14 protein-coding genes, 4 tRNA genes, 3 rRNA genes and 1 riboswitch are annotated in these 23,739 nt (G+C 56.6%); of the genes, 4 read left to right on the top strand and 17 right to left on the bottom strand.

All coding sequences use genetic code 11. The features are described from left to right. Window positions 1-84: 84 nt before the first annotated feature. The 9 genes from C1N56_RS00535 to btuB form a co-directional block, all read right to left on the bottom strand. A tRNA-Trp gene (locus C1N56_RS00535) sits at window positions 85-160 on the bottom strand. A gap of 8 nt (window positions 161-168) precedes the next feature. Continuing rightward, window positions 169-245: transfer RNA gene (locus tag C1N56_RS00530), tRNA-Asp, on the bottom strand. A gap of 100 nt (window positions 246-345) precedes the next feature. Continuing rightward, window positions 346-461 (bottom strand): 5S ribosomal RNA (rrf, locus tag C1N56_RS00525). 197 nt (window positions 462-658) lie between these two features. Next, a 23S ribosomal RNA gene (locus C1N56_RS00520) occupies window positions 659-3,562 on the bottom strand. A gap of 198 nt (window positions 3,563-3,760) precedes the next feature. Then, window positions 3,761-3,836: transfer RNA gene (locus tag C1N56_RS00515), tRNA-Ala, on the bottom strand. A gap of 149 nt (window positions 3,837-3,985) precedes the next feature. After that, a tRNA-Ile gene (locus tag C1N56_RS00510) sits at window positions 3,986-4,062 on the bottom strand. Between the two features lie 74 nt (window positions 4,063-4,136). Continuing rightward, window positions 4,137-5,677, bottom strand: a 16S ribosomal RNA gene (locus tag C1N56_RS00505). Together the 16S, 23S and 5S rRNA genes with 4 tRNA genes alongside form the textbook arrangement of a ribosomal RNA operon. A gap of 397 nt (window positions 5,678-6,074) precedes the next feature. After that, window positions 6,075-6,926, bottom strand: coding sequence for a glutamate racemase (gene murI, locus C1N56_RS00500; protein WP_040679621.1), 852 nt, complete (start codon window positions 6,924-6,926; stop codon window positions 6,075-6,077). After that, the gene (gene btuB / locus C1N56_RS00495) at window positions 6,871-8,751 is read right to left on the bottom strand and encodes a TonB-dependent vitamin B12 receptor BtuB (RefSeq protein WP_150059713.1); all 1,881 of its coding nucleotides are present in this window, start codon (window positions 8,749-8,751) and stop codon (window positions 6,871-6,873) included. The genes murI and btuB overlap by 56 nt, the downstream gene beginning before the upstream one ends. A 68-nt stretch (window positions 8,752-8,819) precedes the next feature. Beyond that, window positions 8,820-9,001, bottom strand: a riboswitch (cobalamin riboswitch). Between the two features lie 112 nt (window positions 9,002-9,113). On the opposite strand from btuB, the gene trmA reads away from it, so the two are divergent. Continuing rightward, the gene (gene trmA / locus C1N56_RS00490) at window positions 9,114-10,217 is read left to right on the top strand and encodes a tRNA (uridine(54)-C5)-methyltransferase TrmA (protein ID WP_058758135.1); all 1,104 of its coding nucleotides are present in this window, start codon (window positions 9,114-9,116) and stop codon (window positions 10,215-10,217) included. Between the two features lie 34 nt (window positions 10,218-10,251). On the opposite strand, the gene C1N56_RS00485 is transcribed toward trmA, so the two are convergent. Beyond that, on the bottom strand, window positions 10,252-10,608 hold the full coding sequence (locus C1N56_RS00485; protein ID WP_021506823.1) for a YijD family membrane protein: 357 nt from the start codon (window positions 10,606-10,608) through the stop codon (window positions 10,252-10,254). A gap of 18 nt (window positions 10,609-10,626) precedes the next feature. Next, the gene (gene fabR / locus C1N56_RS00480; RefSeq protein ID WP_031279587.1) at window positions 10,627-11,271 is read right to left on the bottom strand and encodes an HTH-type transcriptional repressor FabR; all 645 of its coding nucleotides are present in this window, start codon (window positions 11,269-11,271) and stop codon (window positions 10,627-10,629) included. Window positions 11,272-11,464: 193 nt separating this feature from the next. On the opposite strand from fabR, the gene sthA reads away from it, so the two are divergent. Continuing rightward, window positions 11,465-12,865, top strand: a complete 1,401-nt coding sequence (sthA, locus tag C1N56_RS00475) for a Si-specific NAD(P)(+) transhydrogenase (protein WP_021506825.1) — start codon at window positions 11,465-11,467, stop codon at window positions 12,863-12,865. Here sthA and oxyR read toward each other — a convergent pair. The 6 genes from oxyR to argC form a co-directional block, all read right to left on the bottom strand. Further along, complete coding sequence (gene oxyR, locus C1N56_RS00470; protein WP_021506826.1) at window positions 12,848-13,765, bottom strand: DNA-binding transcriptional regulator OxyR; 918 nt, start codon at window positions 13,763-13,765, stop codon at window positions 12,848-12,850. The two genes, sthA and oxyR, sit on opposite strands and share 18 nt — an antisense overlap. A 294-nt stretch (window positions 13,766-14,059) precedes the next feature. Continuing rightward, complete coding sequence (locus C1N56_RS00465; RefSeq protein WP_394517001.1) at window positions 14,060-14,935, bottom strand: Ig-like domain-containing protein; 876 nt, start codon at window positions 14,933-14,935, stop codon at window positions 14,060-14,062. 100 nt (window positions 14,936-15,035) lie between these two features. Next, the gene (gene argH, locus C1N56_RS00460) at window positions 15,036-16,415 is read right to left on the bottom strand and encodes an argininosuccinate lyase (RefSeq protein WP_058758137.1); all 1,380 of its coding nucleotides are present in this window, start codon (window positions 16,413-16,415) and stop codon (window positions 15,036-15,038) included. A gap of 75 nt (window positions 16,416-16,490) precedes the next feature. Then, window positions 16,491-17,708 (bottom strand): argininosuccinate synthase, encoded by a 1,218-nt coding sequence (locus C1N56_RS00455; RefSeq protein WP_394517000.1) that lies wholly within the window; start codon window positions 17,706-17,708, stop codon window positions 16,491-16,493. 14 nt (window positions 17,709-17,722) lie between these two features. Beyond that, window positions 17,723-18,499, bottom strand: coding sequence for an acetylglutamate kinase (gene argB / locus C1N56_RS00450; RefSeq protein ID WP_021506830.1), 777 nt, complete (start codon window positions 18,497-18,499; stop codon window positions 17,723-17,725). Window positions 18,500-18,517: 18 nt separating this feature from the next. Next, window positions 18,518-19,522: an N-acetyl-gamma-glutamyl-phosphate reductase gene (gene argC, locus C1N56_RS00445; protein WP_394516999.1), complete on the bottom strand. Its 1,005-nt coding sequence runs from the start codon at window positions 19,520-19,522 to the stop codon at window positions 18,518-18,520. A gap of 167 nt (window positions 19,523-19,689) precedes the next feature. On the opposite strand from argC, the gene argE reads away from it, so the two are divergent. Both argE and ppc read left to right on the top strand, forming a co-directional pair. Then, window positions 19,690-20,838: an acetylornithine deacetylase gene (gene argE / locus C1N56_RS00440; RefSeq protein WP_021506832.1), complete on the top strand. Its 1,149-nt coding sequence runs from the start codon at window positions 19,690-19,692 to the stop codon at window positions 20,836-20,838. Between the two features lie 249 nt (window positions 20,839-21,087). Further along, entirely contained in the window at window positions 21,088-23,739 is a 2,652-nt protein-coding gene (gene ppc, locus C1N56_RS00435; RefSeq protein ID WP_031279588.1) for a phosphoenolpyruvate carboxylase, read from the top strand.

The following is a 23,739-nucleotide window of genomic DNA, read 5'->3' as shown; positions in this document are numbered from 1 at the left end:
GAGTGGAAGAAATGAAACTCAGGCTCTTGCCTGTGCCGAATTTCAGGCAAAAAAAATCCTTTGCCGAAGCAAAGGATTATTTTCTGGCAGGGGCGGAGGGACTCGAACCCCCAACACCCGGTTTTGGAGACCGGTGCTCTACCAATTGAACTACGCCCCTAATTAGGGTGGCGGAACGGACGGGGCTCGAACCCGCGACCCCCTGCGTGACAGGCAGGTATTCTAACCAACTGAACTACCGCTCCACCGATTCTGTACTGATATCAGACCGTCGCTGATTTCAGGTGTTTCGCCCTTTCCGCGTCACCGGGAAGGTCACGACCCGATTAGGGGTCTTAAATTGATGCCTGGCAGTTCCCTACTCTCGCATGGGGAGGCCCCACACTACCATCGGCGCTACGGCGTTTCACTTCTGAGTTCGGCATGGGGTCAGGTGGGACCACCGCGCTGTTGCCGCCAGGCAAATTCTGTTTTCGTCCGCGTCTTTCGCGCTCTGACTGCGTTGCCCCGCTCGCGCCGCTCAGTCACATACTTCTGTATGCTCCTTCACGTCGTCTCGCGTGCCGCCCTGTCACAGCACAAAATCCACTGGACGTAATCCGGTGAACAAAGCTGAAAATTCTTTCGGTCTCTCAGACCAAAACGCCTCTGGCGTTGTAAGGTTAAGCCTCACGGGTCATTAGTACCGGTTAGCTCAACGCATCGCTGCGCTTACACACCCGGCCTATCAACGTCGTCGTCTTCAACGTCCCTTCAGGACCCTTAAAGGGTCAGGGAGAACTCATCTCGGGGCAAGTTTCGTGCTTAGATGCTTTCAGCACTTATCTCTTCCGCACTTAGCTACCGGGCAGTGCCATTGGCATGACAACCCGAACACCAGCGGTGCGTTCACTCCGGTCCTCTCGTACTAGGAGCAACCCCCTCAATTCTCCAGCGCCCACGGCAGATAGGGACCGAACTGTCTCACGACGTTCTAAACCCAGCTCGCGTACCACTTTAAACGGCGAACAGCCGTACCCTTGGGACCTACTTCAGCCCCAGGATGTGATGAGCCGACATCGAGGTGCCAAACACCGCCGTCGATATGAACTCTTGGGCGGTATCAGCCTGTTATCCCCGGAGTACCTTTTATCCGTTGAGCGATGGCCCTTCCATTCAGAACCACCGGATCACTATGACCTGCTTTCGCACCTGCTCGAGCCGTCACTCTCGCAGTCAAGCTGGCTTATGCCATTGCACTAACCTCCTGATGTCCGACCAGGATTAGCCAACCTTCGTGCTCCTCCGTTACGCTTTGGGAGGAGACCGCCCCAGTCAAACTACCCACCAGACACTGTCCGCAGCCCGGATCACGGGCCTACGTTAGAACATCAAACATTAAAGGGTGGTATTTCAAGGTTGGCTCCACGCAGACTGGCGTCCGCGCTTCAAAGCCTCCCACCTATCCTACACATCAAGGCTCAATGTTCAGTGTCAAGCTATAGTAAAGGTTCACGGGGTCTTTCCGTCTTGCCGCGGGTACACTGCATCTTCACAGCGATTTCAATTTCACTGAGTCTCGGGTGGAGACAGCCTGGCCATCATTACGCCATTCGTGCAGGTCGGAACTTACCCGACAAGGAATTTCGCTACCTTAGGACCGTTATAGTTACGGCCGCCGTTTACCGGGGCTTCGATCAAGAGCTTCTCCTTGCGGATAACCCCATCAATTAACCTTCCGGCACCGGGCAGGCGTCACACCGTATACGTCCACTTTCGTGTTTGCACAGTGCTGTGTTTTTAATAAACAGTTGCAGCCAGCTGGTATCTTCGACTGGCCTCGGCTCCGGGAGCAAGTCCCCTCACCTACGCGCCAGCGTGCCTTCTCCCGAAGTTACGGCACCATTTTGCCTAGTTCCTTCACCCGAGTTCTCTCAAGCGCCTTGGTATTCTCTACCTGACCACCTGTGTCGGTTTGGGGTACGATTTCGTGTTACCTGGAGCTTAGAGGCTTTTCCTGGAAGCAGGGCATCAGTTACTTCACCGCCGTGGCGGCTCGTCATCACGCCTCAGTGTTAAAGAAGACCGGATTTGCCTGGTCTTCACACCTGCACGCTTAAACCGGGACAACCGTCGCCCGGATAACCTAGCCTTCTCCGTCCCCCCTTCGCAGTAACACCAAGTACAGGAATATTAACCTGTTTCCCATCGACTACGCTTTTCAGCCTCGCCTTAGGGGTCGACTCACCCTGCCCCGATTAACGTTGGACAGGAACCCTTGGTCTTCCGGCGAGCGGGCTTTTCACCCGCTTTATCGTTACTTATGTCAGCATTCGCACTTCTGATACCTCCAGCATGCCTCACAGCACACCTTCAGCGGCTTACAGAACGCTCCCCTACCCAACAACGCCTAAGCGTCGCTGCCGCAGCTTCGGTGCATGGTTTAGCCCCGTTACATCTTCCGCGCAGGCCGACTCGACCAGTGAGCTATTACGCTTTCTTTAAATGATGGCTGCTTCTAAGCCAACATCCTGGCTGTCTGTGCCTTCCCACATCGTTTCCCACTTAACCATGACTTTGGGACCTTAGCTGGCGGTCTGGGTTGTTTCCCTCTTCACGACGGACGTTAGCACCCGCCGTGTGTCTCCCGTGATAACATTCTCCGGTATTCGCAGTTTGCATCGGGTTGGTAAGCCGGGATGGCCCCCTAGCCGAAACAGTGCTCTACCCCCGGAGATGAGTTCACGAGGCGCTACCTAAATAGCTTTCGGGGAGAACCAGCTATCTCCCGGTTTGATTGGCCTTTCACCCCCAGCCACAAGTCATCCGCTAATTTTTCAACATTAGTCGGTTCGGTCCTCCAGTTAGTGTTACCCAACCTTCAACCTGCCCATGGCTAGATCACCGGGTTTCGGGTCTATACCCTGCAACTTAACGCCCAATTAAGACTCGGTTTCCCTTCGGCTCCCCTATGCGGTTAACCTTGCTACAGAATATAAGTCGCTGACCCATTATACAAAAGGTACGCAGTCACCTAACAAGTAGGCTCCCACTGCTTGTACGTACACGGTTTCAGGTTCTGTTTCACTCCCCTCGCCGGGGTTCTTTTCGCCTTTCCCTCACGGTACTGGTTCACTATCGGTCAGTCAGGAGTATTTAGCCTTGGAGGATGGTCCCCCCATGTTCAGACAGGATACCACGTGTCCCGCCCTACTCGTCGGACTCACAGCTCATGCATCTTCGTGTACGGGGCTGTCACCCGGTATCGCGCGACTTTCCAGACGCTTCCACTGATGCACAAGCTGATTCAGGTCCTGGGCTGCTCCCCGTTCGCTCGCCGCTACTGGGGGAATCTCGGTTGATTTCTTTTCCTCGGGGTACTTAGATGTTTCAGTTCCCCCGGTTCGCCTCGTTAACCTATGTATTCAGTTAACGATAATGCACAAGTGCATTGGGTTTCCCCATTCGGACATCGACGGCTGTAGCGGTTCATATCACCTTACCGTCGCTTTTCGCAGATTAGCACGTCCTTCATCGCCTCTGACTGCCAGGGCATCCACCGTGTACGCTTAGTCGCTTAACCTCACAACCCACAGGCGTTTTGCAACGCTGCGGACTGCAAGCATTTGAGAGACTCGAACGCATCGTGATTCATTTCTTATTACGGAGAAATGAAGCGACGCGTCGTTTCAAATTTTCAGCTTGTTCCGGATTGTTAAAGAGCAAATACTTCGCAGCACACCGTCGCCGGTATACTCTGAAGTAAGTTTCAGTACTGTAATGGTGGAGCTAAGCGGGATCGAACCGCTGACCTCCTGCGTGCAAGGCAGGCGCTCTCCCAGCTGAGCTATAGCCCCATACAGTCACTGCAGAGACCATCTACATCCACTCACCAGGAGTCACGTTTCTCACACGGGAAATGTGATTTCGTCTCAGGCAAGGCATGTTTTCGCGAAGCATAGTGAACTATGCGAGCCGGAAACATAACGCGGCATGAGAAGAAATCTGGTAGGCCTGAGTGGACTTGAACCACCGACCTCACCCTTATCAGGGGTGCGCTCTAACCACCTGAGCTACAAGCCTGTAGAGGTTTTTTCTGCTCGTTACTTTTCTATCAGACAATCTGTGTGAGCACTTCGCGGGAAGGTATCTTCAGGTAAGGAGGTGATCCAACCGCAGGTTCCCCTACGGTTACCTTGTTACGACTTCACCCCAGTCATGAATCACAAAGTGGTAAGCGCCCTCCCGAAGGTTAAGCTACCTACTTCTTTTGCAACCCACTCCCATGGTGTGACGGGCGGTGTGTACAAGGCCCGGGAACGTATTCACCGTAGCATTCTGATCTACGATTACTAGCGATTCCGACTTCATGGAGTCGAGTTGCAGACTCCAATCCGGACTACGACGCACTTTATGAGGTCCGCTTGCTCTCGCGAGGTCGCTTCTCTTTGTATGCGCCATTGTAGCACGTGTGTAGCCCTGGCCGTAAGGGCCATGATGACTTGACGTCATCCCCACCTTCCTCCGGTTTATCACCGGCAGTCTCCTTTGAGTTCCCGGCCGAACCGCTGGCAACAAAGGATAAGGGTTGCGCTCGTTGCGGGACTTAACCCAACATTTCACAACACGAGCTGACGACAGCCATGCAGCACCTGTCTCAGAGTTCCCGAAGGCACCAAAGCATCTCTGCTAAGTTCTCTGGATGTCAAGGCCAGGTAAGGTTCTTCGCGTTGCATCGAATTAAACCACATGCTCCACCGCTTGTGCGGGCCCCCGTCAATTCATTTGAGTTTTAACCTTGCGGCCGTACTCCCCAGGCGGTCGACTTAACGCGTTAGCTCCGGAAGCCACGCCTCAAGGGCACAACCTCCAAGTCGACATCGTTTACGGCGTGGACTACCAGGGTATCTAATCCTGTTTGCTCCCCACGCTTTCGCACCTGAGCGTCAGTCTTCGTCCAGGGGGCCGCCTTCGCCACCGGTATTCCTCCAGATCTCTACGCATTTCACCGCTACACCTGGAATTCTACCCCCTCTACGAGACTCAAGCCTGCCAGTTTCAAATGCAGTTCCCAGGTTAAGCCCGGGGATTTCACATCTGACTTAACAGACCGCCTGCGTGCGCTTTACGCCCAGTAATTCCGATTAACGCTTGCACCCTCCGTATTACCGCGGCTGCTGGCACGGAGTTAGCCGGTGCTTCTTCTGCGGGTAACGTCAATCGGCAAGGTTATTAACCTCACCGCCTTCCTCCCCGCTGAAAGTACTTTACAACCCGAAGGCCTTCTTCATACACGCGGCATGGCTGCATCAGGCTTGCGCCCATTGTGCAATATTCCCCACTGCTGCCTCCCGTAGGAGTCTGGACCGTGTCTCAGTTCCAGTGTGGCTGGTCATCCTCTCAGACCAGCTAGGGATCGTCGCCTAGGTGAGCCATTACCCCACCTACTAGCTAATCCCATCTGGGCACATCCGATGGTGTGAGGCCCGAAGGTCCCCCACTTTGGTCTTGCGACGTTATGCGGTATTAGCTACCGTTTCCAGTAGTTATCCCCCTCCATCGGGCAGTTTCCCAGACATTACTCACCCGTCCGCCACTCGCCACCCAAAGAGCAAGCTCTTCTGTGCTGCCGTTCGACTTGCATGTGTTAGGCCTGCCGCCAGCGTTCAATCTGAGCCATGATCAAACTCTTCAATTTAAAGTTTGATTTGCTGCAACGAGTGCAGCGATGCTCTGTGAATTAAACTTCGTAATGAATTACGTGTTCACTCAGCAAAGACTTGATATTTTTTAAAGCCCGTAGGCTTGTGATATCAATCCTGCGAGTGCCCACACAGATTGTCTGATAAATTGTTAAAGAGCGGTGCCGCGATTTCTCAAGCGGCGCGGGATGCGTATATTACGCTTTCCGCTTTCTCAGTCAAGCATTTATTTTTGCTTTTCTGAAGGTTGCCGTTAAGGGCCACCTCACTAACAGGGCGCTTCGTAAGCCGTTGTGCCGTGTCAGTGGAGGCGCATTATAGGGAGTTCTTTCGGGCTGACAAGGGCTAAATGCAAATTAATTTTCGAGTGCTGTTTTTTTCGGCGAAAGCCCGTCAAATCGCCAGTTTTTCCAGCAGCGGGAAGCCATAACGCTGCAAAACCGGTGATAATTGCACCACTTCGTCATCCATACGCGTACAAAATGCCACATTCTGTCCGCTGGAACGCGCCTGAGGCGCTTCGTGCTCTAACAACCAGGCGGTGCGCCGTGCAATGGCTGCGCCCGAATCCACCAGCCGGGTGCCATCAGGCAACACCTGCTGCAGCTCTTCACGTAACAGCGGGAAATGGGTACAACCCAGCACCACGGTATCCGGCGGCTCTTTCATACGCAGCCACGGTTGTACTGCGCGACGCACATCGTCCAGCGACACCGTTTCTCCGTGCAGTTTGGCTTCCGCCAGTTCGACCAGTTCCGCCGACCCCAGCATTTCGATTTTACATTCGCGCGCAAACTGCGCCACCAGCTCATGGGTGTAAGGTCGTTTCACCGTGCCGCGCGTGGCCAGCAGGCCGACCACGCCGTTACGCGTCAGACGGGCCGCCGGTTTAATCGCAGGCACGACGCCAACGACCGGGAATTCAAAGCGCTGACGCAACGCTGGCAGGGATACAGTACTGGCGGAGTTACAGGCGATGACCACTAACGCCAGCGGCACGCGCTGCACGATAGCCTCCACCACCGCCACGACCCGCTCAACAATGTACTCTTCGCTTTTTTCACCGTAAGGGAAGCCGGCATTATCGAAGGCATAGAGATAGTGCAGGCCCGGCAGCAGTTGCCGGACCTCATCATAGACGGAGAGCCCACCGACGCCGGAGTCAAACACCAGCACGGTGGGGCGCAGATCAGAAGCTGTAGCTGGCGCTGAGATAGTACTCCGTTCCTGGAGTTTGATAGCCATACACTGTCTCGTAGTCTTTATCGAACAGGTTGGCAATTCTACCACGAACGGTGAGCTGTGATGTGACCGGATACGAAACTGCCAGATCCCATAAACTTACACCGCCCAGTTTGACGCGCTGCGGGGTAAAGGAGTGGTTGTAATCCGTATCATAGCGATCGCCGAGATAATGATAGGTCAGTGACCAGTCAAACTCATAAATCGTCCAGTCGAGCTGGTATTTCACCTGCTGCTTCGCACGGCGCACCAGCGGTTGATCGGTTTCAGCATCGCGCGCATCGACATAGTCGTAAGAAATCTGATGGCTAAGCGGACCGGTATCGAACGACGCCGTGGCTTCCACGCCCTTAATGCGCGCTTTATCAATGTTGTAATAGATATAGGTGGTGGGATCGCTATCAATCAAATTATCGATATCGTTACGATAACCGGATACGCGCCAGTTTACCGGCCCGGTCAGGCCGGAGAAGCCCGCTTCCCACTGTTTGCTCTCTTCCGGCTTCAGGTCGCTGTTGCCATAGGAACCATACAGCTGGCCGAGACGCGGCGCTTTATACGCCGTCGCGTAATTGGCAAACACGCTATAGCCATCGACAAACGCCCATGACGCTCCACCCTGCCAGGTACCGTGCCAGCCAAACTGGCTGTTGTCGTCCCCACGTACCGCGCCTTCCAGCGTTACGCTGCCCAGCTGCTGCTGGGTGGTGGCATAAATGCCGGTGTTACGCAGTTCGGTGCTGTCAGCCACGTAAGCCGTGCCGGGTTCCGTGGTCTGTTTTTGCCAGTCCACGCCCGCGCTTACGCTGCCCTGCGCCACCTGCAACGTATTACCCCACTGCACATTGTACTGCTTGCTGTCATCCAGCGTGGTCGACGGGCCGTAGCGGCCTGTACGCGGATCATAGTTATAGTCTTTGCTGCGGCTGTAGCTGGCGATCAGCTGCGTCGAATAAATGTCGTTGCTGTAACGCAGGCCGCTGTCCCAGGTCTGGCTGTAGAGCTGGCGGGTATCGTTTAATCCGTTAATGTTAAAACTGTTATCGTAGCTGTAGGTGCCGTCGTAGGCCGTACGGTTGTCAAAACCGTAGCCGCGAACAAAGCCGCTCAGCCCGTCACTGAACTGGTGCTCCAGCGCGCCATACAGTGTCTTGTTCATGAAGCCATCGCGATCTTTCTGCGCCGGATCGCCATACACATCCGGCAGGTTTGCCACCACATCATAGCCGCGCGTATAGGTGTAGTTGCCCGCCATGGTCAGCGTCGTGGCTGCGCCCAGCTGCTGCTGGGTAGAACCTTCATAGTTTTGATAGCCTTTCGAGCCCACGCCCGCGCTCAGCGTCGTGCCCGGCTTATCACGACCGGTGATGATGTTCACCACGCCGCCAATCGCATCGGAACCATACACCGCCGAGCGCGCACCGCGCACATATTCGATGCGCTGGACCAGAGAAAGCGGAATCTGGCTTAAATCAGACGATCCGGACACACCCGCCTGGTTTAGCCGGATACCGTCGATGAGTATAAGTACGTGGCTGGAGTTGGTGCCGCGCACAAACAGCGAGCTCAGCTGGCCGAGGCCACCGTTCTGCGCAATGTCCACGCCAGGCAGGCGACGCATGACGTCCGTCAGGCTTTTCGCCTGCCAGCGATCGATATCGTCGCGGGTCACGACTGTCGTCGGCGCGAGAACGGAGGAAACCGGCTGCAAAAACCGGTTGGCGGTAACGATTTGCGTATCATCATTCTGCTGCGCGTAGCCAGATTGCGCCCAGAGCGACAACGCCGTTGCACTAAAGGCAAACAGCGAAGCGTGTGTTGTTTTCATTGTTATAGCATCCAAAAGACGAAGCAGGATGCCGCAGGTCCGGGATCGATAGCACGCGATGATCTCAGAAGTTGCGACGTCACACCGGCAGGTCTTCGGGCTGGGAATCATAAGTGGTGAAGACTTCCCATCCGCGAGGACAGTGTCTGCAATTGCGATCACCACGACATTCTTTTACCGCTGCGCGTCAGCTCCAGATTCACACTGGATTCCCTTTTAACTCAAGGAGGCCGGCAGCCGCAGTCTACGTTTAAGAAGGCCGGAAATCCAGACTGCCAGCCTTCCTGCACCGTCCGGGACTGGACATCAGCAGGTGAATGCCTACAATCGCCCGGCAGGCAGGCTTAACACCAGGATTGAAGATGACACCCGAACAACTCCCGATTGAACAATACGACGCGCAACTGGCGGAAAAAGTCAGCCGCTTACAGGCGATGATGGCCCCCTACGCAGCGCCCGACGTGGAGGTGTTCCGCTCGCCGGTCAGCCACTATCGTATGCGCGCCGAATTCCGCATCTGGCACGACGGTGACGATCTTTATCACATCATCTTCGATCAAGAGACCAAACAGCGTATCCGCGTCGATCAGTTTCCGGCGGCCAGCCAGTTGATCAATACGCTGATGCCAAAGTTGATCGCCGCGATCCGCGATAATCGTGCGCTGCGTTTCAAACTGTTCCAGATCGATTATCTCTCCACCCTCAGCAACCAGATCGTGATCTCGCTGCTGTATCACCGCAAGCTGGAAGCCGACTGGACCGAAGCCGCGACTGCGCTGCGCGATAGTCTGCGTGCAGAAGGGTTTGATGTGCAGCTGATTGGCCGTGCCACGAAAACCAAAATCTGCCTCGATCGCGATTACGTCGATGAGCGCCTGCCGGTAGCCGGCCAGGAGATGATCTATCGTCAGGTGGAGAACAGCTTCACTCAGCCGAATGCGGCGATGAATATTCAGATGCTGGAGTGGGCGCTGGACGTGACGCAAGATTCGCGCGGCGATCTGCTGGAGCTGTACTGTGGTAATGGCAACTTTTCACTGGCGCTGGCGCGTAACTTCCGCCGCGTACTGGCGACGGAAATCGCCAAACCGTCGGTGGCTTCGGCGCAGTACAACATCGCGGCCAACCACATCGACAACGTGCAAATTATTCGTATGGCAGCCGAAGAGTTTACCCAGGCGATGAACGGCGTGCGCAGCTTCAACCGTCTGGAAGGCATCGATCTCAATAGCTATCAGTGCGAGACCATCTTTGTCGATCCGCCGCGCAGCGGGCTGGATGACGAGACGGTGAAGATGGTGCAGGCCTATCCGCGTATTCTCTATATTTCCTGTAATCCGCAGACGCTGTGCGACAACCTCAGCGTACTGAGTGCCACGCATAACATCACGCGGCTGGCGCTGTTTGACCAGTTCCCTTACACCCATCATATGGAATGCGGTGTGTTACTGACGCGCAAAGCCTAAAAAAACGGGAACCCTGCGGTTCCCGTGATTATTTTCAGTGCTTGTTCTTGCTGCGGCGGAAGCGCATGGCGATCCAGAACACCAGCGCCACCATCAGAATGGTCGGGATGAAGTTAGACCCGATATCCGGATATTCGGCACGCACCAGCGCGCTGTACACCAGAATCCCCAGCAGAAAAAATGCCGCCGCCAGCGAAGGCATGCCGTCCGGCATATTGCGGTTGAGATAGCGCTGATGCAGACACCACGCGGCAAGGCCAAGGGCGATCAGCGGGAAAATCGAAAAGGGAACAAAGGTGCTGAACAGCACCGAAAAGGAGCCGTTGATAGCTAAACCGGTGATAAAAGCCAGTAACAGCGTTCCTTTATCGCGAGGGTTTTGCTCAATCATTTCATTATCCTTATCACATTACTCTTCGGGGGTTTCCAGGGTAACCGCCAGGCGCTCTTGCTCCCGGCGATACCAGTAATACGCGCCTTTGGCGATCATTCGCAGCTGCAGCACCAGACGCTCTTCCAGTTTGCGCCGCTGTTCGATATCCACATCCAGCGCTTCCGCGCCGGCGCTGAACACAATCGTCACCATCGCTTCTGCCTGCGCTTCGGTAAAGCTGCGCGGCATGCGGTTTTCCAGCTCAAGGTAGTCGGCCAGTTCAGCGATAAAGTGCTGAATCTCCCGCGCGACCGCCGCACGAAAAGCCGCTGACGTGCCGGAGCGCTCGCGTAGTAAGAGACGAAAAGCGTTGGGATTGTTCCCGATGAACTCCATAAACGTGGCGACCGAGGTTTTGATGATGCTGCCGCCTTTGGCAATGCGCTGGCGCGCCTGGCGCATCAGCTGGCGCAGCATCAGGCCACTTTCATCAACCATTGTCAGGCCGAGCTCATCCACATCGCGAAAGTGACGGTAAAACGAGGTCGGTGCAATGCCGGCTTCGCGTGCCACTTCGCGTAAACTCAGGCTGGCAAAACTCCTTTCTGCACTTAACTGACTGAATGCCGCTTCAATCAGTGAACGTCGTGTACGTTCTTTTTGTTGCGCTCGAACGCCCATTTTCCCGGCCTTGTGAGTAATCAGGCAGGCACTATAACAAACTTTTCAGCGTACAGCGGCGCAAAGTTTGTGACCGCCTGTTAACCTCACTGATTGTCAAACTTTGCCAATTTACGCTGTTAGAATTCAGATGTGCGCGGCGAGATGTTAGAATCTCGTTGTAAAAATGTATAGAAACATAGGACGTACTGGTATGCAAAAGTCTTACGATTACGATGCCATTGTGATTGGCTCCGGTCCGGGCGGCGAAGGTGCGGCGATGGGGCTGGTGAAGCAGGGAGCGCGCATTGCAGTGATCGAACGCTACCACAACATCGGCGGCGGTTGTACTCACTGGGGAACCATCCCTTCCAAAGCTCTGCGTCACGCTGTCAGCCGTATCATCGAGTTCAATCAAAACCCTCTTTATAGCGATCACACCCGACTCCTGCGCTCCTCGTTCGCCGACATTCTGAATCATACTGAGAACGTCATCAGCCAGCAGACTGCCATGCGTCAGGGCTTTTACGAGCGTAACCGCTGTGAGCTTTATCAGGGCGACGCCCATTTTGTTGATGCCAACACCATCGAAGTGGAACAGCCAGACGGCACGCGCGAGCGCTTAACCGCAGAGAAGTTTGTCATCGCCTGTGGTTCCCGCCCGTATCATCCGGCGGACGTCGATTTTACCCATCCGCGCATTTACGACTCCGACTCCATCCTCAACCTGCATCATGAACCCGGCCACGTCATCATTTACGGTGCGGGTGTGATTGGCTGTGAATATGCGTCGATTTTCCGCGGTCTTAACGTCAAGGTTGACCTGATCAACACCCGCGATCGCCTGCTGGCGTTCCTCGATCAGGAGATGTCCGATTCGCTCTCTTATCACTTCTGGAACAGCGGCGTGGTGATTCGTCACAACGAAGAGTTTGAGAAGATTGAAGGTGTCAGCGATGGCGTCATCATGCACCTCAAGTCCGGCAAAAAGGTCAAAGCCGATTGCCTGCTGTACGCTAACGGCCGTACCGGTAATACCGATTCACTGGCGCTGGAAAACGTCGGGCTGGAAGCTGATGGCCGTGGACTGCTGAAAGTGAACAGTATGTATCAGACCGCGCAGCCGCACATTTATGCGGTGGGCGACGTGATTGGCTACCCGAGCCTGGCCTCTGCCGCTTACGATCAGGGCCGCATTGCCGCGCAGGCGATCATCAAAGGGGAAGCCACCGCGCACCTGATTGAAGATATCCCGACCGGGATTTACACCATTCCGGAAATCAGCTCCGTCGGCAAAACCGAACAGCAGCTGACGGCGATGAAAGTGCCGTATGAAGTGGGCCGTGCGCAGTTTAAGCATCTGGCGCGCGCGCAGATTGTCGGCATGCACGTCGGCAGCCTGAAGATCCTGTTCCACCGCGAAACCAAAGAGATTCTGGGTATTCACTGCTTTGGCGAGCGTGCGGCGGAGATCATTCACATCGGCCAGGCCATCATGGAGCAGAAGAACGGCGGTAACACGATTGAGTATTTCGTGAACACCACCTTCAACTACCCCACCATGGCCGAAGCCTACCGCGTGGCGGCGTTAAACGGCTTAAACCGCCTGTTTTAACGAACGGTCCAGGTAACCCTGCATGTGGGTTTTAATTGCTTCTGCCAGCTGCTCATAGCGGCTGCGCAGAGGCGATCCCGGACGATACACCAGCGCGATGGTGCGCTGCGGCACCGGTTTGTAACACGGCAGATAGCACACGCCATCACGTACGCGCTCATTCGGTACCGCCAGCGACGGCAGCAAAGTGATACCGCTGCCGGCTGCTACCATGTTGCGCAGCGTTTCCAGGCTGGTCGCACGGAAATGAGTATCTTCATCAGCGCCGGCTTCGAAGCAGAAGCCCATCGCCTGATCGCGCAGACAGTGACCATCTTCCAGCATCAGCAGTTTCTCACCGGCCAGATCCGACATCGGCACGCGATCGCGATCGTGCCACGGGTGATCCTGATAGATCGCCAGCTTCATCGGCTCATCAAACAGCGGCACTTCAATAAAAGCTTCGCTCTCTTTTACCAGCGCCAGAATCGCGCAGTCGAGCTTACCGCTGTCGAGCTGCGCCAGCAGCTGCTGCGTTTGCGCCTCGTGCAGATACATCTCGAGTTTCGGGAAGGTCTGATGCAGCATCGGAATAATATGCGGCAGCAGATAGGGACCGGTGGTCGGAATCAGACCAATGTGCAGCGGCCCGGACATGGTTTCGCCCTGCTGGCTGGCCATCTCCTTTAGTACCTTCACTTCACGCAGCACGGTTCGCGCCTGATCCACCAGCAGCAGTCCAGCCTGAGTAAACAGCACCTTACGGCTGGTCCGTTCCAGCAGCATCACACCCAGTTCATCTTCCAGCTTGCGAATCTGCCCGCTCAGGGTCGGCTGGCTGACATGACAGGCATCAGCGGCACGACGAAAGTGGCGATGTTCCGCCAGCGAAACCAGATATTCCAGATCACGAATGTTCATTGATAGCCTCCAAACCACGATAGCCCGTGGCGATAGATAGAATAGCAATGAACGATTAGCCCTATCAAGCGGTGAACAGGAATAATACCGGCCATCTGATTAAGACCACAGATTGTTAAAGCGGCTAACGCACACACGCAACAACAACAATCTGGAGCAGCACCTGCAACCTGCTCACGAAATCACTGAGTTGGCCGGGAGTGCCAGCCCTTTGATGATGTGCCTATAACTATATGTAATTCCGAAGCTAGAGGTTGGCGGGCTACTTAAAGCCCGCTTTTTTTTGCCTCTGCATCACAGTGGCACATCACCCAGCAACTGCTGCAAATCCTGCTCCGTCAGCACCAGGGAGTGACTGACGATACCGGACTGCGTCAGCTCCTGCTGCAGATCGTCATTATTCAGCACCAGCTCATACTGCTGCGTGGCCGGGTTAAGCTCCGCGTCCTGGAACAGGTTAACCGGCACGCTGGCCAGCAGGTCGTGCAGATGCAGGCCGCTGAGTGCCTCCGGCCGGGCCACATCTCCCGTAATATCATCCGCAACGATCAGGCTGACCGGCGCACTGACATTCCCTGCGCCGCATGTCACCACAATCTGATGCTCGCCAGCGGCCAGCGCATGAGACGGCGTAAAGGTCCATTTGTGATCGCTATCGACCAGCGCGCTGCCGAGCGGCTCATCGTTATCAAACAGCTCAACCCGGCTGCCGGGCTGGCCTTTACCGGAAAAGGTCGGCTGGGTTTGCGTAGTGCTCTCTTCCGGCCAGATAAACTGCGCGCCGCTGTGCATCGCGGTTAGCGTGACCGGCACAAAACCGGCGTCTTCGACGATCAGCGTGAAGGGCGCGCTGGCGCTCTGCGGCATTGCCGCCACCTGTGCCACGAACTGATGACTCCCGCCCGCCAGCGCGGCAGGCAGCGTAAAACTGAAGTAGCCGGTCTGAGCATCGCTGAGAGTGCTGCCCACTAACTCGCCGTTATGGTAACACTCAAGCGTGACGCCACGGCCGGCATAGCCGTTCAGCGCAGGGCGCGTATCGCGGGTGATTTCGCCATCGACAATAAAACCGCCGTCATTCACCGAGGCGGAATCGAAGGTGACAGGAACCTGGTTTTCAACGGCCGGCTCCAGAGGAAAGAAAGGGTAGCCAAAGCGTGAAGTGCTCATTTATATTCTCCAAATTAACTGCGAGCACACTTTAAGAACTCTTCACGCCAGGCCGATCAAGAATTGTCTCTTTTTTGCGAAAGAAATTTCCTGGCGCGCATTACGCCAGGTTTAAGCGCTGCTTCGCTTCGCCGATCGCCAGCGCCACCTGCTGTGGTGCCACGCCGCCGCGCGCGTTACGCTTATCGAGACAAGACTGCAGCGACAGCACCGGATAAACATCTTCCCCGATCGCCGCGCTAAACTGCTTAAGCTGCGCCAGACTTAATGCTTCCAGCGCGACGCCTTGTTTGATCGCTTCCACCACGGTTTCGCCGACGATATGGTGCGCTTCGCGGAACGGCACGCCTTTGGCTACCAGATAATCGGCCAGTTCGGTCGAGTTAGCGTAACCCTGCTCGGCGGCTTCCTGACAGCGCGGACGCTTCACCTGAATGCCATCCAGCACCAGCGCTGACATATGCAGGCAGTCAAGCCAGGTATCGAGCGCATCGAACAGCCCTTCTTTGTCTTCCTGCATATCTTTGTTGTACGCCAGCGGCAGCCCTTTCAGCGTCATCATCATGCCGGTCAGTGCGCCCTGCACGCGACCGCACTTGCCGCGGATCAGCTCCAGCGCGTCCGGATTTTTCTTCTGCGGCATCAGCGATGAGCCCGACGTCACTTTATCGGACAGCTCAATAAAGCCGGCTTCACCGGTGTTGAAGAAGATCATGTCTTCAGCGAAGCGCGACAGGTGCACCATGCCAATCGAGGCATCAGACAGCAGCTCCAGCACGTGATCGCGGTCGGACACGGTATCCAGGCTGTTACGCGTGGCAGAGGCGAAGCCGAGCCAGCCGGCCAGCTGCTCACGGTCGATCTCATAAGCAGTACCGGCCAGCGCGCCGCAGCCCAGCGGGCTGACATCCAGCCGCTTCAGCGTATCCTGCAGACGGCTCTCGTCGCGCGCCAGCATCTCAACGTAGGCCAGACACCAGTGGGCAAACGTCACCGGCTGCGCCCGCTGCAGGTGGGTGTAGCCCGGCATCACGGCATCCTGATTGGCTTCAGCCGTGGCTACCAGCGCTGACTGCAGCTCGCGCGTGGCTTCCAGCAGCAGTGCCACCTGCGTTTTACACCACAGTTTGAGATCGGTCGCCACCTGGTCGTTACGGCTGCGCCCGGTGTGCAGCTTTTTGCCCAGCGCGCCGACTTTGTCGATCAGCTTGCCTTCCACCCAGCTGTGAATATCCTCGGCATCGCTCTGCAGAATCTGCTGAGGGTTGGCGCGAACCTCTTCCAGCAGCGCATTCAGCGCGGCTTCCAGCTGCTGCTGCTCTTCACTGCTCAGCACGTTTACCGTTACCAGCGCTTTTGACCAGGCCACCGAACCGATGATGTCCTGCTCCGCCAGGCGGTAGTCAAACCGCAGTGAATCGTTGAACTGTTTAAACCGTTGATCTGCCGCCTGTGAAAAACGTCCGCCCCAAAGTGCCATCTGTTTGCTCCTGAATCTGTTAAACAAAGGGCGGCCCGAAGCCGCCCCTGCAAAATATGTCGCCTGCCGCCGGTGTTACTTCTTCTGCTCGTTCAGCGCGCGAATGCGTGAAGAGAGCGAGAACAGACGGATAAAGCCGCCCGCGTGACGGTGATCGTACACTTCGTCTTCGCCGAAGGTGGCAAACTCTTCTGAGTACAGGCTGTTCGCCGATTTTTTCTGGATCGCCGTGGCCTGGCCTTTGTACAGCTGCAGTACCACTTCACCGTTCACCAGCTCTGCCAGCGATGCGGCAGCGGCCTGGATTGACTGACGCAGCGGTGCGAACCAGCGGCCGTCATACACCACGTAAGACATCTCCTGACCCAGCTGTTCACGCCATTTAAAGCTGTCGCGATCCAGTACCAGCTGCTCAACCGCACGCAGCGCGTTGACCATGATGGTGCCGCCAGGGGTTTCGTAGCAGCCGCGTGATTTGATGCCCACCAGACGGTTTTCCACGATATCAATCCGGCCCACGCCGTGTTTCGCTCCCAGCGCATTGAGTTTTTCCAGACACTGGAACGGGCTCAGTTTCTCACCGTTCACCGCGACAACCTGGCCTTTCTCCACGCTGACGGTGACGTTTTCTGGCTGATCCGGCGCTTCCAGCGGATCGACGGTCCACACCCAGCAATCTTTGTTCGGCGCGTTCCACGGGCTCTCCAGCACGCCACCTTCGGTCGAGATGTGCCAGGCGTTCTCATCACGACTGTAGATTTTTTCCAGCGACGCGGTGGTCGGAATATTGCGCTCTTTCAGGTAATCCAGCAGCGCTTCACGCGAACGCAGGTTCCACTCACGCCATGGTGCCACCACTTTAAGCTGCGGTGCCAGCGCGGTATAGGTGTTTTCGAAACGCACCTGATCGTTGCCTTTACCGGTTGCGCCGTGGCACAGCGCGTCTGCGCCCACTTTCAGCGCCAGTTCAACCTGCGCTTTGGCGATGATAGGACGCGCCATTGAGGTGCCCAGCAGATAGGTGCCTTCGTACAGCGCACCGGTCTGCAGCACCGGGTAAACGTATTCGCTGATAAACTCTTCACGCAGATCGACCACGTGGCACTCAGACGCGCCCGACTGCAGCGCTTTCTTCTCTACGCCTTCCAGATCGGCCGGATCCTGACCAATGTTGGCCACGAACGCCACCACTTCACAACCACCGTAGTTCTCTTTCAGCCAGGGAATGATGGCCGAGGTATCCAGACCGCCCGAGTAAGCCAGAACGATTTTTTTGATGTTTTGCGTGCTCATGTCGTAATCCTTGATTATGCGAGAATCCGGGTGCCAATCGACACGCCGTTGAAAAGGGTTGGCAGCTGTTCAGCATGACGCCAGCTGGCGATATCCACCGGGCGGCCCAGCGTACGCGCCGCGTCGAGCGCCGCATGCACTTTCACAATCATGCCATCGGTAATAATGCCCTGAGCAATCAGCTGCTCGGCTTTGGCTGCGGTCATCTCGGCGATGCGCTGACCTTTGCCGTCGAGAATACCGCTGACGTCTGACAGCAGTACCAGATCGGCACCGATGGTCGCCGCCAGCGCGGTCGCGGCCTGGTCGGCGTTGACGTTCATCAGTTCGCCGCCGTCGGTGATGCCAATCGAGCTGATCACCGGCATATAGCCTGCATCCAGCAGCGTATTGAGCAGCTGCGGATTGCCCGGCGTGGCGTTGCCGACATGCCCCAGCTCCTCATCGAACTGTGCCACGTTCACCAGTCCGGCATCGCCGAGGCATAAACCCACTGCGCCAATGCCGTACTTCTTCGCCCATGCCAGCAGCGTTTTGTTGGCGGTGCCGGCCAGCGCACCGGTAATAATGTCGATCTGATCGGCTGGCGTCACGCGCAAACCGTTCTTCTTTTTCACCGGCAGCGCCAGTTTCTTCATCAGCTCGTCCACCAGGCAGCCACCGCCGTGGACGATGATCAGCGGACGCTGATACTGCGTGCGGTACGCCAGCAGGGCATCAAACAGACGCGCCAGCGCTTCTTCGCTATCCAGCAGTACGCCGCCCAGCTTAATGATCAGAGGATTGCTCATGGTCAGGTTATCCGTCCGTTAAATCAGAGACAGCGTTTCGGGGAAGCCGAAACGAATATTGAGACACTGCACCGCCTGTGAGGAGGCGCCTTTCAGCAGGTTGTCTTCCGCTGCGACAACAATCAGGTGCTCGCCCTGCACGGCAAAGCCGATATCGCAGAACGGCAGGCCAACCACCGCTTTCAGCGCCGGTACGCCTTTGTCGTACAGCCGCACCAGTGGTTTATCGTGGTAAGCGCTGTGGAACGCCGCCGCCACATCCTGCTGGCTCACACCGGCGTTCAGACGGCAGGTGATGGTTTCCAGAATGCCGCGCGGGAAATTACCGAGATGCGGCGTGAAGATCACCGGCGTGCCGAGATGGGCCACAATCTCCGGATGGTGACGGTGATTGAAGAGACCGTACGGCTGCAGGCTGACCTCACAGAAGCTGGTGGTGACGCTGGCTTTACGTCCGGCACCGCTGACGCCGCTGGTGGCATTGATGACCGGCCACTGAGCCGAATTAAGCAGGCCAGCCTTAATCAGCGGTTTAAGCGCCAGCTGCGCGGCGGTCGGATAGCAACCCGGCACTGCCACCAGCTGCGCGTCTTTAATCTGCTCGTGGTTCCATTCGGCCAGGCCGTAAACGGCTTTGTCGAGCCACGCCTGGTGCTGATGGCTGAAACCGTAATACTGTTGATAAAAGCCGTCGTCGTTAACGCGGAACGCGCCTGAGAGGTCGAACACCACGCAGCCGGCTTTCAGGAATTCCGGAGCCAGATCGTGGCTGACTTCGTGTGCGGTGGCGAGGAACACCACATCGACCTTGCCGGCCCACTCTGCGGCATCACCCAGCGGCTGCAATGGCAAATCGACCCTGCCTTTCAGCTGCGGATGGAGATCGGAGAGTAACTTTCCGGCATCCGGGCTTTGCGCTGAAACCGCCAAAGCGGTTATGTTCATATGCGGGTGGCGATTCAGGTAGGTGGCAAGCTCTACGCCAGCATAACCACTGGCACCAACGATCAGCGTATTCAACATCAGGCTGTATACCTTATTACAGTCACACGTATCGGGTCGCGGCATTGCCCCGTTGCCCACGATGCCGTTTGCAGCTTTTTTCAGTTCACATGCAGACGACGTTAATGTATTTTTATTCACTATTAATGCATTAATATTGATACATCCTAACCCAGGGACCGTCAACAGTGAAGACAAAAATTCCACCTTTTATCGAACTCTACCGCCAGCTGATTGCAACACCGTCGATCAGCGCCACCGACAGCGCGCTGGATCAGAGCAATGAAACTTTAATCAATTTGCTGGCGGGCTGGTTCCGCGATCTCGGCTTCAGCGTGGAAGTCCAGCCGGTGCCGGGTACGCGCCATAAATTCAACCTGCTGGCGCGCAGCGGCAGCGGCGCAGGTGGCCTGCTGCTGGCGGGCCATACCGACACCGTGCCGTACGACGATGGCCGCTGGACGCGCGATCCCTTCACCCTGACCGAACACGACAACAAGCTGTACGGCTTAGGCACCGCCGACATGAAAGGCTTCTTTGCCTTTATTCTTGATGCGCTGCGTGACGTTGACGTGACGAAGCTCAGCAAACCGCTGTACATCCTCGCCACCGCCGATGAAGAGACCACGATGGCCGGCGCGAAATACTTTTCTGAATCGACCCAGCTGCGGCCGGACTGCGCCATCATCGGCGAACCGACGTCGCTGAAACCGGTGCGCGCCCACAAAGGCCATTTGTCGCACGCCATCCGTATTCAGGGTCAGTCTGGTCATTCCAGCGATCCGGCGCGCGGCGTGAACGCTATCGAGCTGATGCATGAATCCATTACTCAGCTGATGCAGCTGCGTAATACGCTGAAAGAGCGCTATCACCATGACGGCTTCGCCATTCCGTATCCGACCATGAACTTTGGCCATATCCACGGCGGCGACGCGGCGAACCGCATCTGCGCCTGCTGTGAGCTGCATATGGATATCCGTCCGCTGCCGGGACTGACGCTGAGCGATCTCGACGGTTTACTCAATGAAGCGCTGGCACCGGTGAGCGCGCGCTGGCCGGGCCGTCTGACTGTCGGTGAGCTGCATCCGCCGATTCCCGGCTACGAATGCCCGGCCGATCATGAACTGGTGAAGGTGGTGGAGAAGCTGCTGGGGGTGCCGACAGAAGTGGTGAATTACTGCACCGAAGCGCCGTTTATCCAGCAGTTGTGCCCGACGCTGGTGTTAGGGCCTGGATCCATCAATCAGGCGCATCAGCCAGACGAGTTTATTGATACCGCATTTATTAAGCCGACTCATGCGCTTATCACTCAGGTTGTGCAGCATTTTTGCCATTGATGATTAAAAGATGGGGCATTTCACTGCGAAATCAGCAAATTTCCCCGTCATTATCCGGGATTTGATAATAAGAATAACTTATCCCACCTCCTGTCAATTAAATTCGATGAATTTCCGATAGTTAGCAGCACGATACCGGCAATTTAAGTCAATTGACGAACAGGAAGAACCGTGGCTAGATAAAAGACGATGTTATGCCCGTTGGGTATAGAGGTTTTATATTTAAGACGATAAGGGTGTCAGGGTCACATGAACGAACAATATTCCGCAATGCGAAGTAATGTCAGTATGCTCGGCAAACTGCTCGGGGATACGATAAAGGATGCACTGGGAGAGAACATCCTCGATCGGGTGGAGACCATCCGCAAGCTCTCTAAGTCATCCCGTGCAGGAAATGACACTCATCGTAAGGAACTGCTCTCCACGCTGCAAAACCTGTCTAACGACGAGCTGCTGCCGGTGGCACGCGCGTTCAGCCAGTTCCTTAACCTCACCAACGTGGCAGAACAGTATCAAACCATTTCGCGCAGCGGCGACGGTGCTAACCATCCGGAGCTGCTGAAAAAAACCTTCGAGCGCCTGAAGCAGCAGAGCGATCTCAGCGAGCCGGCCATCCGCCAGGCGATTGAGGAGCTGTCGCTGGAGCTGGTGCTCACCGCTCACCCGACCGAAATTACCCGCCGCACGCTGATCCACAAGCTGGGCGAAGTGAACAGCTGTCTGCAGCAGCTCGACCACAGTGACATCACCGACTACGAACGCAACCAGGTTATGCGCCGTCTGCGTCAGCTGGTAGCGCAGGCGTGGCACACCGATGAGATCCGTAAATATCGCCCGACGCCGGTAGATGAAGCCAAATGGGGCTTCGCGGTGGTGGAGAACAGCCTGTGGGAAGGCGTACCGGCGTTTCTGCGCGAGCTAAACCAGCAGGTGGAAGAGAGCTTCGGCATCCAGCTGCCGGTGGATTTTGTGCCCATCAAATTTACCTCGTGGATGGGCGGCGACCGTGACGGTAACCCGAACGTCACCGCACCGATTACCCGCCACGTAATGCAGCTAAGCCGCTGGAAAGCCGCCGACCTGTTCCTGCGCGACATCGGCGTGCTGGTGTCCGAGCTGTCGATGTCCGAGTGCAGCGACGAAGTGCGCGAACTGTGTGGCGATGCGGAGGCGCTGGAGCCGTATCGTGTGATTCTGAAGCGTATCCGCAGCCAGCTGATGAGCACCCAGAGCTATCTGGAGCGCCGTCTGAAGGGTGAGCGCCTGCCGCGTCCGGCCGATCTGCTGGTTTCAAACGATCAGCTGTGGCAGCCACTGTTTGCTATTTACCAGTCGCTGCAGCAGTGCGGCATGGGCATTATCGCCAACGGCCAGCTGCTGGATACGCTGCGCCGCGTGAAGTGCTTCGGCGTGCCGCTGGTGCGCATCGATATCCGTCAGGAGAGCACCCGCCACACCGAAGCGATTGCCGAAGTGACGCGCTATCTCGGACTGGGCGACTATGAAAGCTGGTCAGAAGCCGATAAGCAGGCGTTCCTGATCCGTGAACTGAATTCCAAGCGGCCGCTGCTGCCGCGGCAGTGGGAGCCCAGCGACAACACGCGTGAAGTGCTGGATACCTGTAAAGTAGCGGCAGAAGCGCCGCAGGGCTCGATTGCCGCCTATGTGATTTCGATGGCCAAAACGCCGTCTGACGTGCTGGCGGTGCATCTGCTGCTGAAAGAGGCCGGCATCCCTTACGCAATGCCGGTGGCGCCGCTGTTTGAAACCCTCGACGACCTCAACAACGCCAATGACGTGATGAGCCAGCTGCTGAATATCGACTGGTATCGCGGCTTCATCAACGGCAAGCAGATGGTGATGATTGGCTATTCCGACTCGGCAAAAGATGCCGGCGTGATGGCAGCCAGCTGGGCGCAGTATCAGGCCCAGGATGCACTGATTAAAACCTGCGACAAAGCCGGCATTACCCTGACGCTGTTCCACGGACGCGGCGGTTCGATTGGCCGCGGTGGCGCACCGGCGCATGCAGCTCTGCTTTCACAGCCGCCGGGCAGCCTGAAAGGCGGCCTGCGCGTGACCGAACAGGGAGAAATGATTCGCTTCAAATATGGCCTGCCGGAAGTCACCATCGCCAGCCTGTCGCTTTACACCGGGGCGATTCTGGAAGCCAACCTGCTGCCACCGCCAGAGCCAAAACGCGAATGGCAGGAGATCATGAACGGCCTGTCAGCCTATTCGTGCGCCATGTACCGTGGCTATGTGCGTGAAAATCCGGACTTCGTACCCTACTTCCGCTCGGCGACGCCAGAGCAGGAGCTGGGTAAACTGCCGCTCGGATCGCGCCCGGCGAAACGGCGTCCGACCGGCGGCGTAGAGTCGCTGCGCGCCATTCCATGGATCTTCGCCTGGACGCAGAACCGCCTGATGCTGCCCGCGTGGCTGGGGGCCGGCGCGGCGCTGCAGAAAGCGATGGACGAAGGCCATCAGGATCAGCTGGAAACCATGTGCAGCGAATGGCCGTTCTTCGCCACGCGCCTCGGCATGCTGGAGATGGTGTTCTCGAAGGCTGACCTGTGGCTGGCGGAGTATTACGATCAGCGTCTGGTGGATAAATCGCTGTGGCCGCTCGGCAAACAGCTGCGCGATCAGCTCGATGCCGACATCAAAGCGGTGCTGACCATCGCGAACGATGCGCATCTGATGGCGGACCAGCCGTGGATCGCCGAATCCATCGCGCTGCGTAACGTCTACACCGATCCGCTCAACGTGCTGCAGGCGGAACTGCTGCAGCGTGCGCGTGCGCAGGAAGAGCGCGGCGATGAACCTGATGCGCGCGTAGAACAGGCGCTGATGGTCACTATCGCTGGCGTTGCGGCCGGCATGCGTAACACCGGCTAA

Source organism: Pantoea sp. SGAir0175 (genome assembly GCF_043547855.1).
This window is presented reverse-complemented; position numbering and strand designations above follow the sequence as displayed.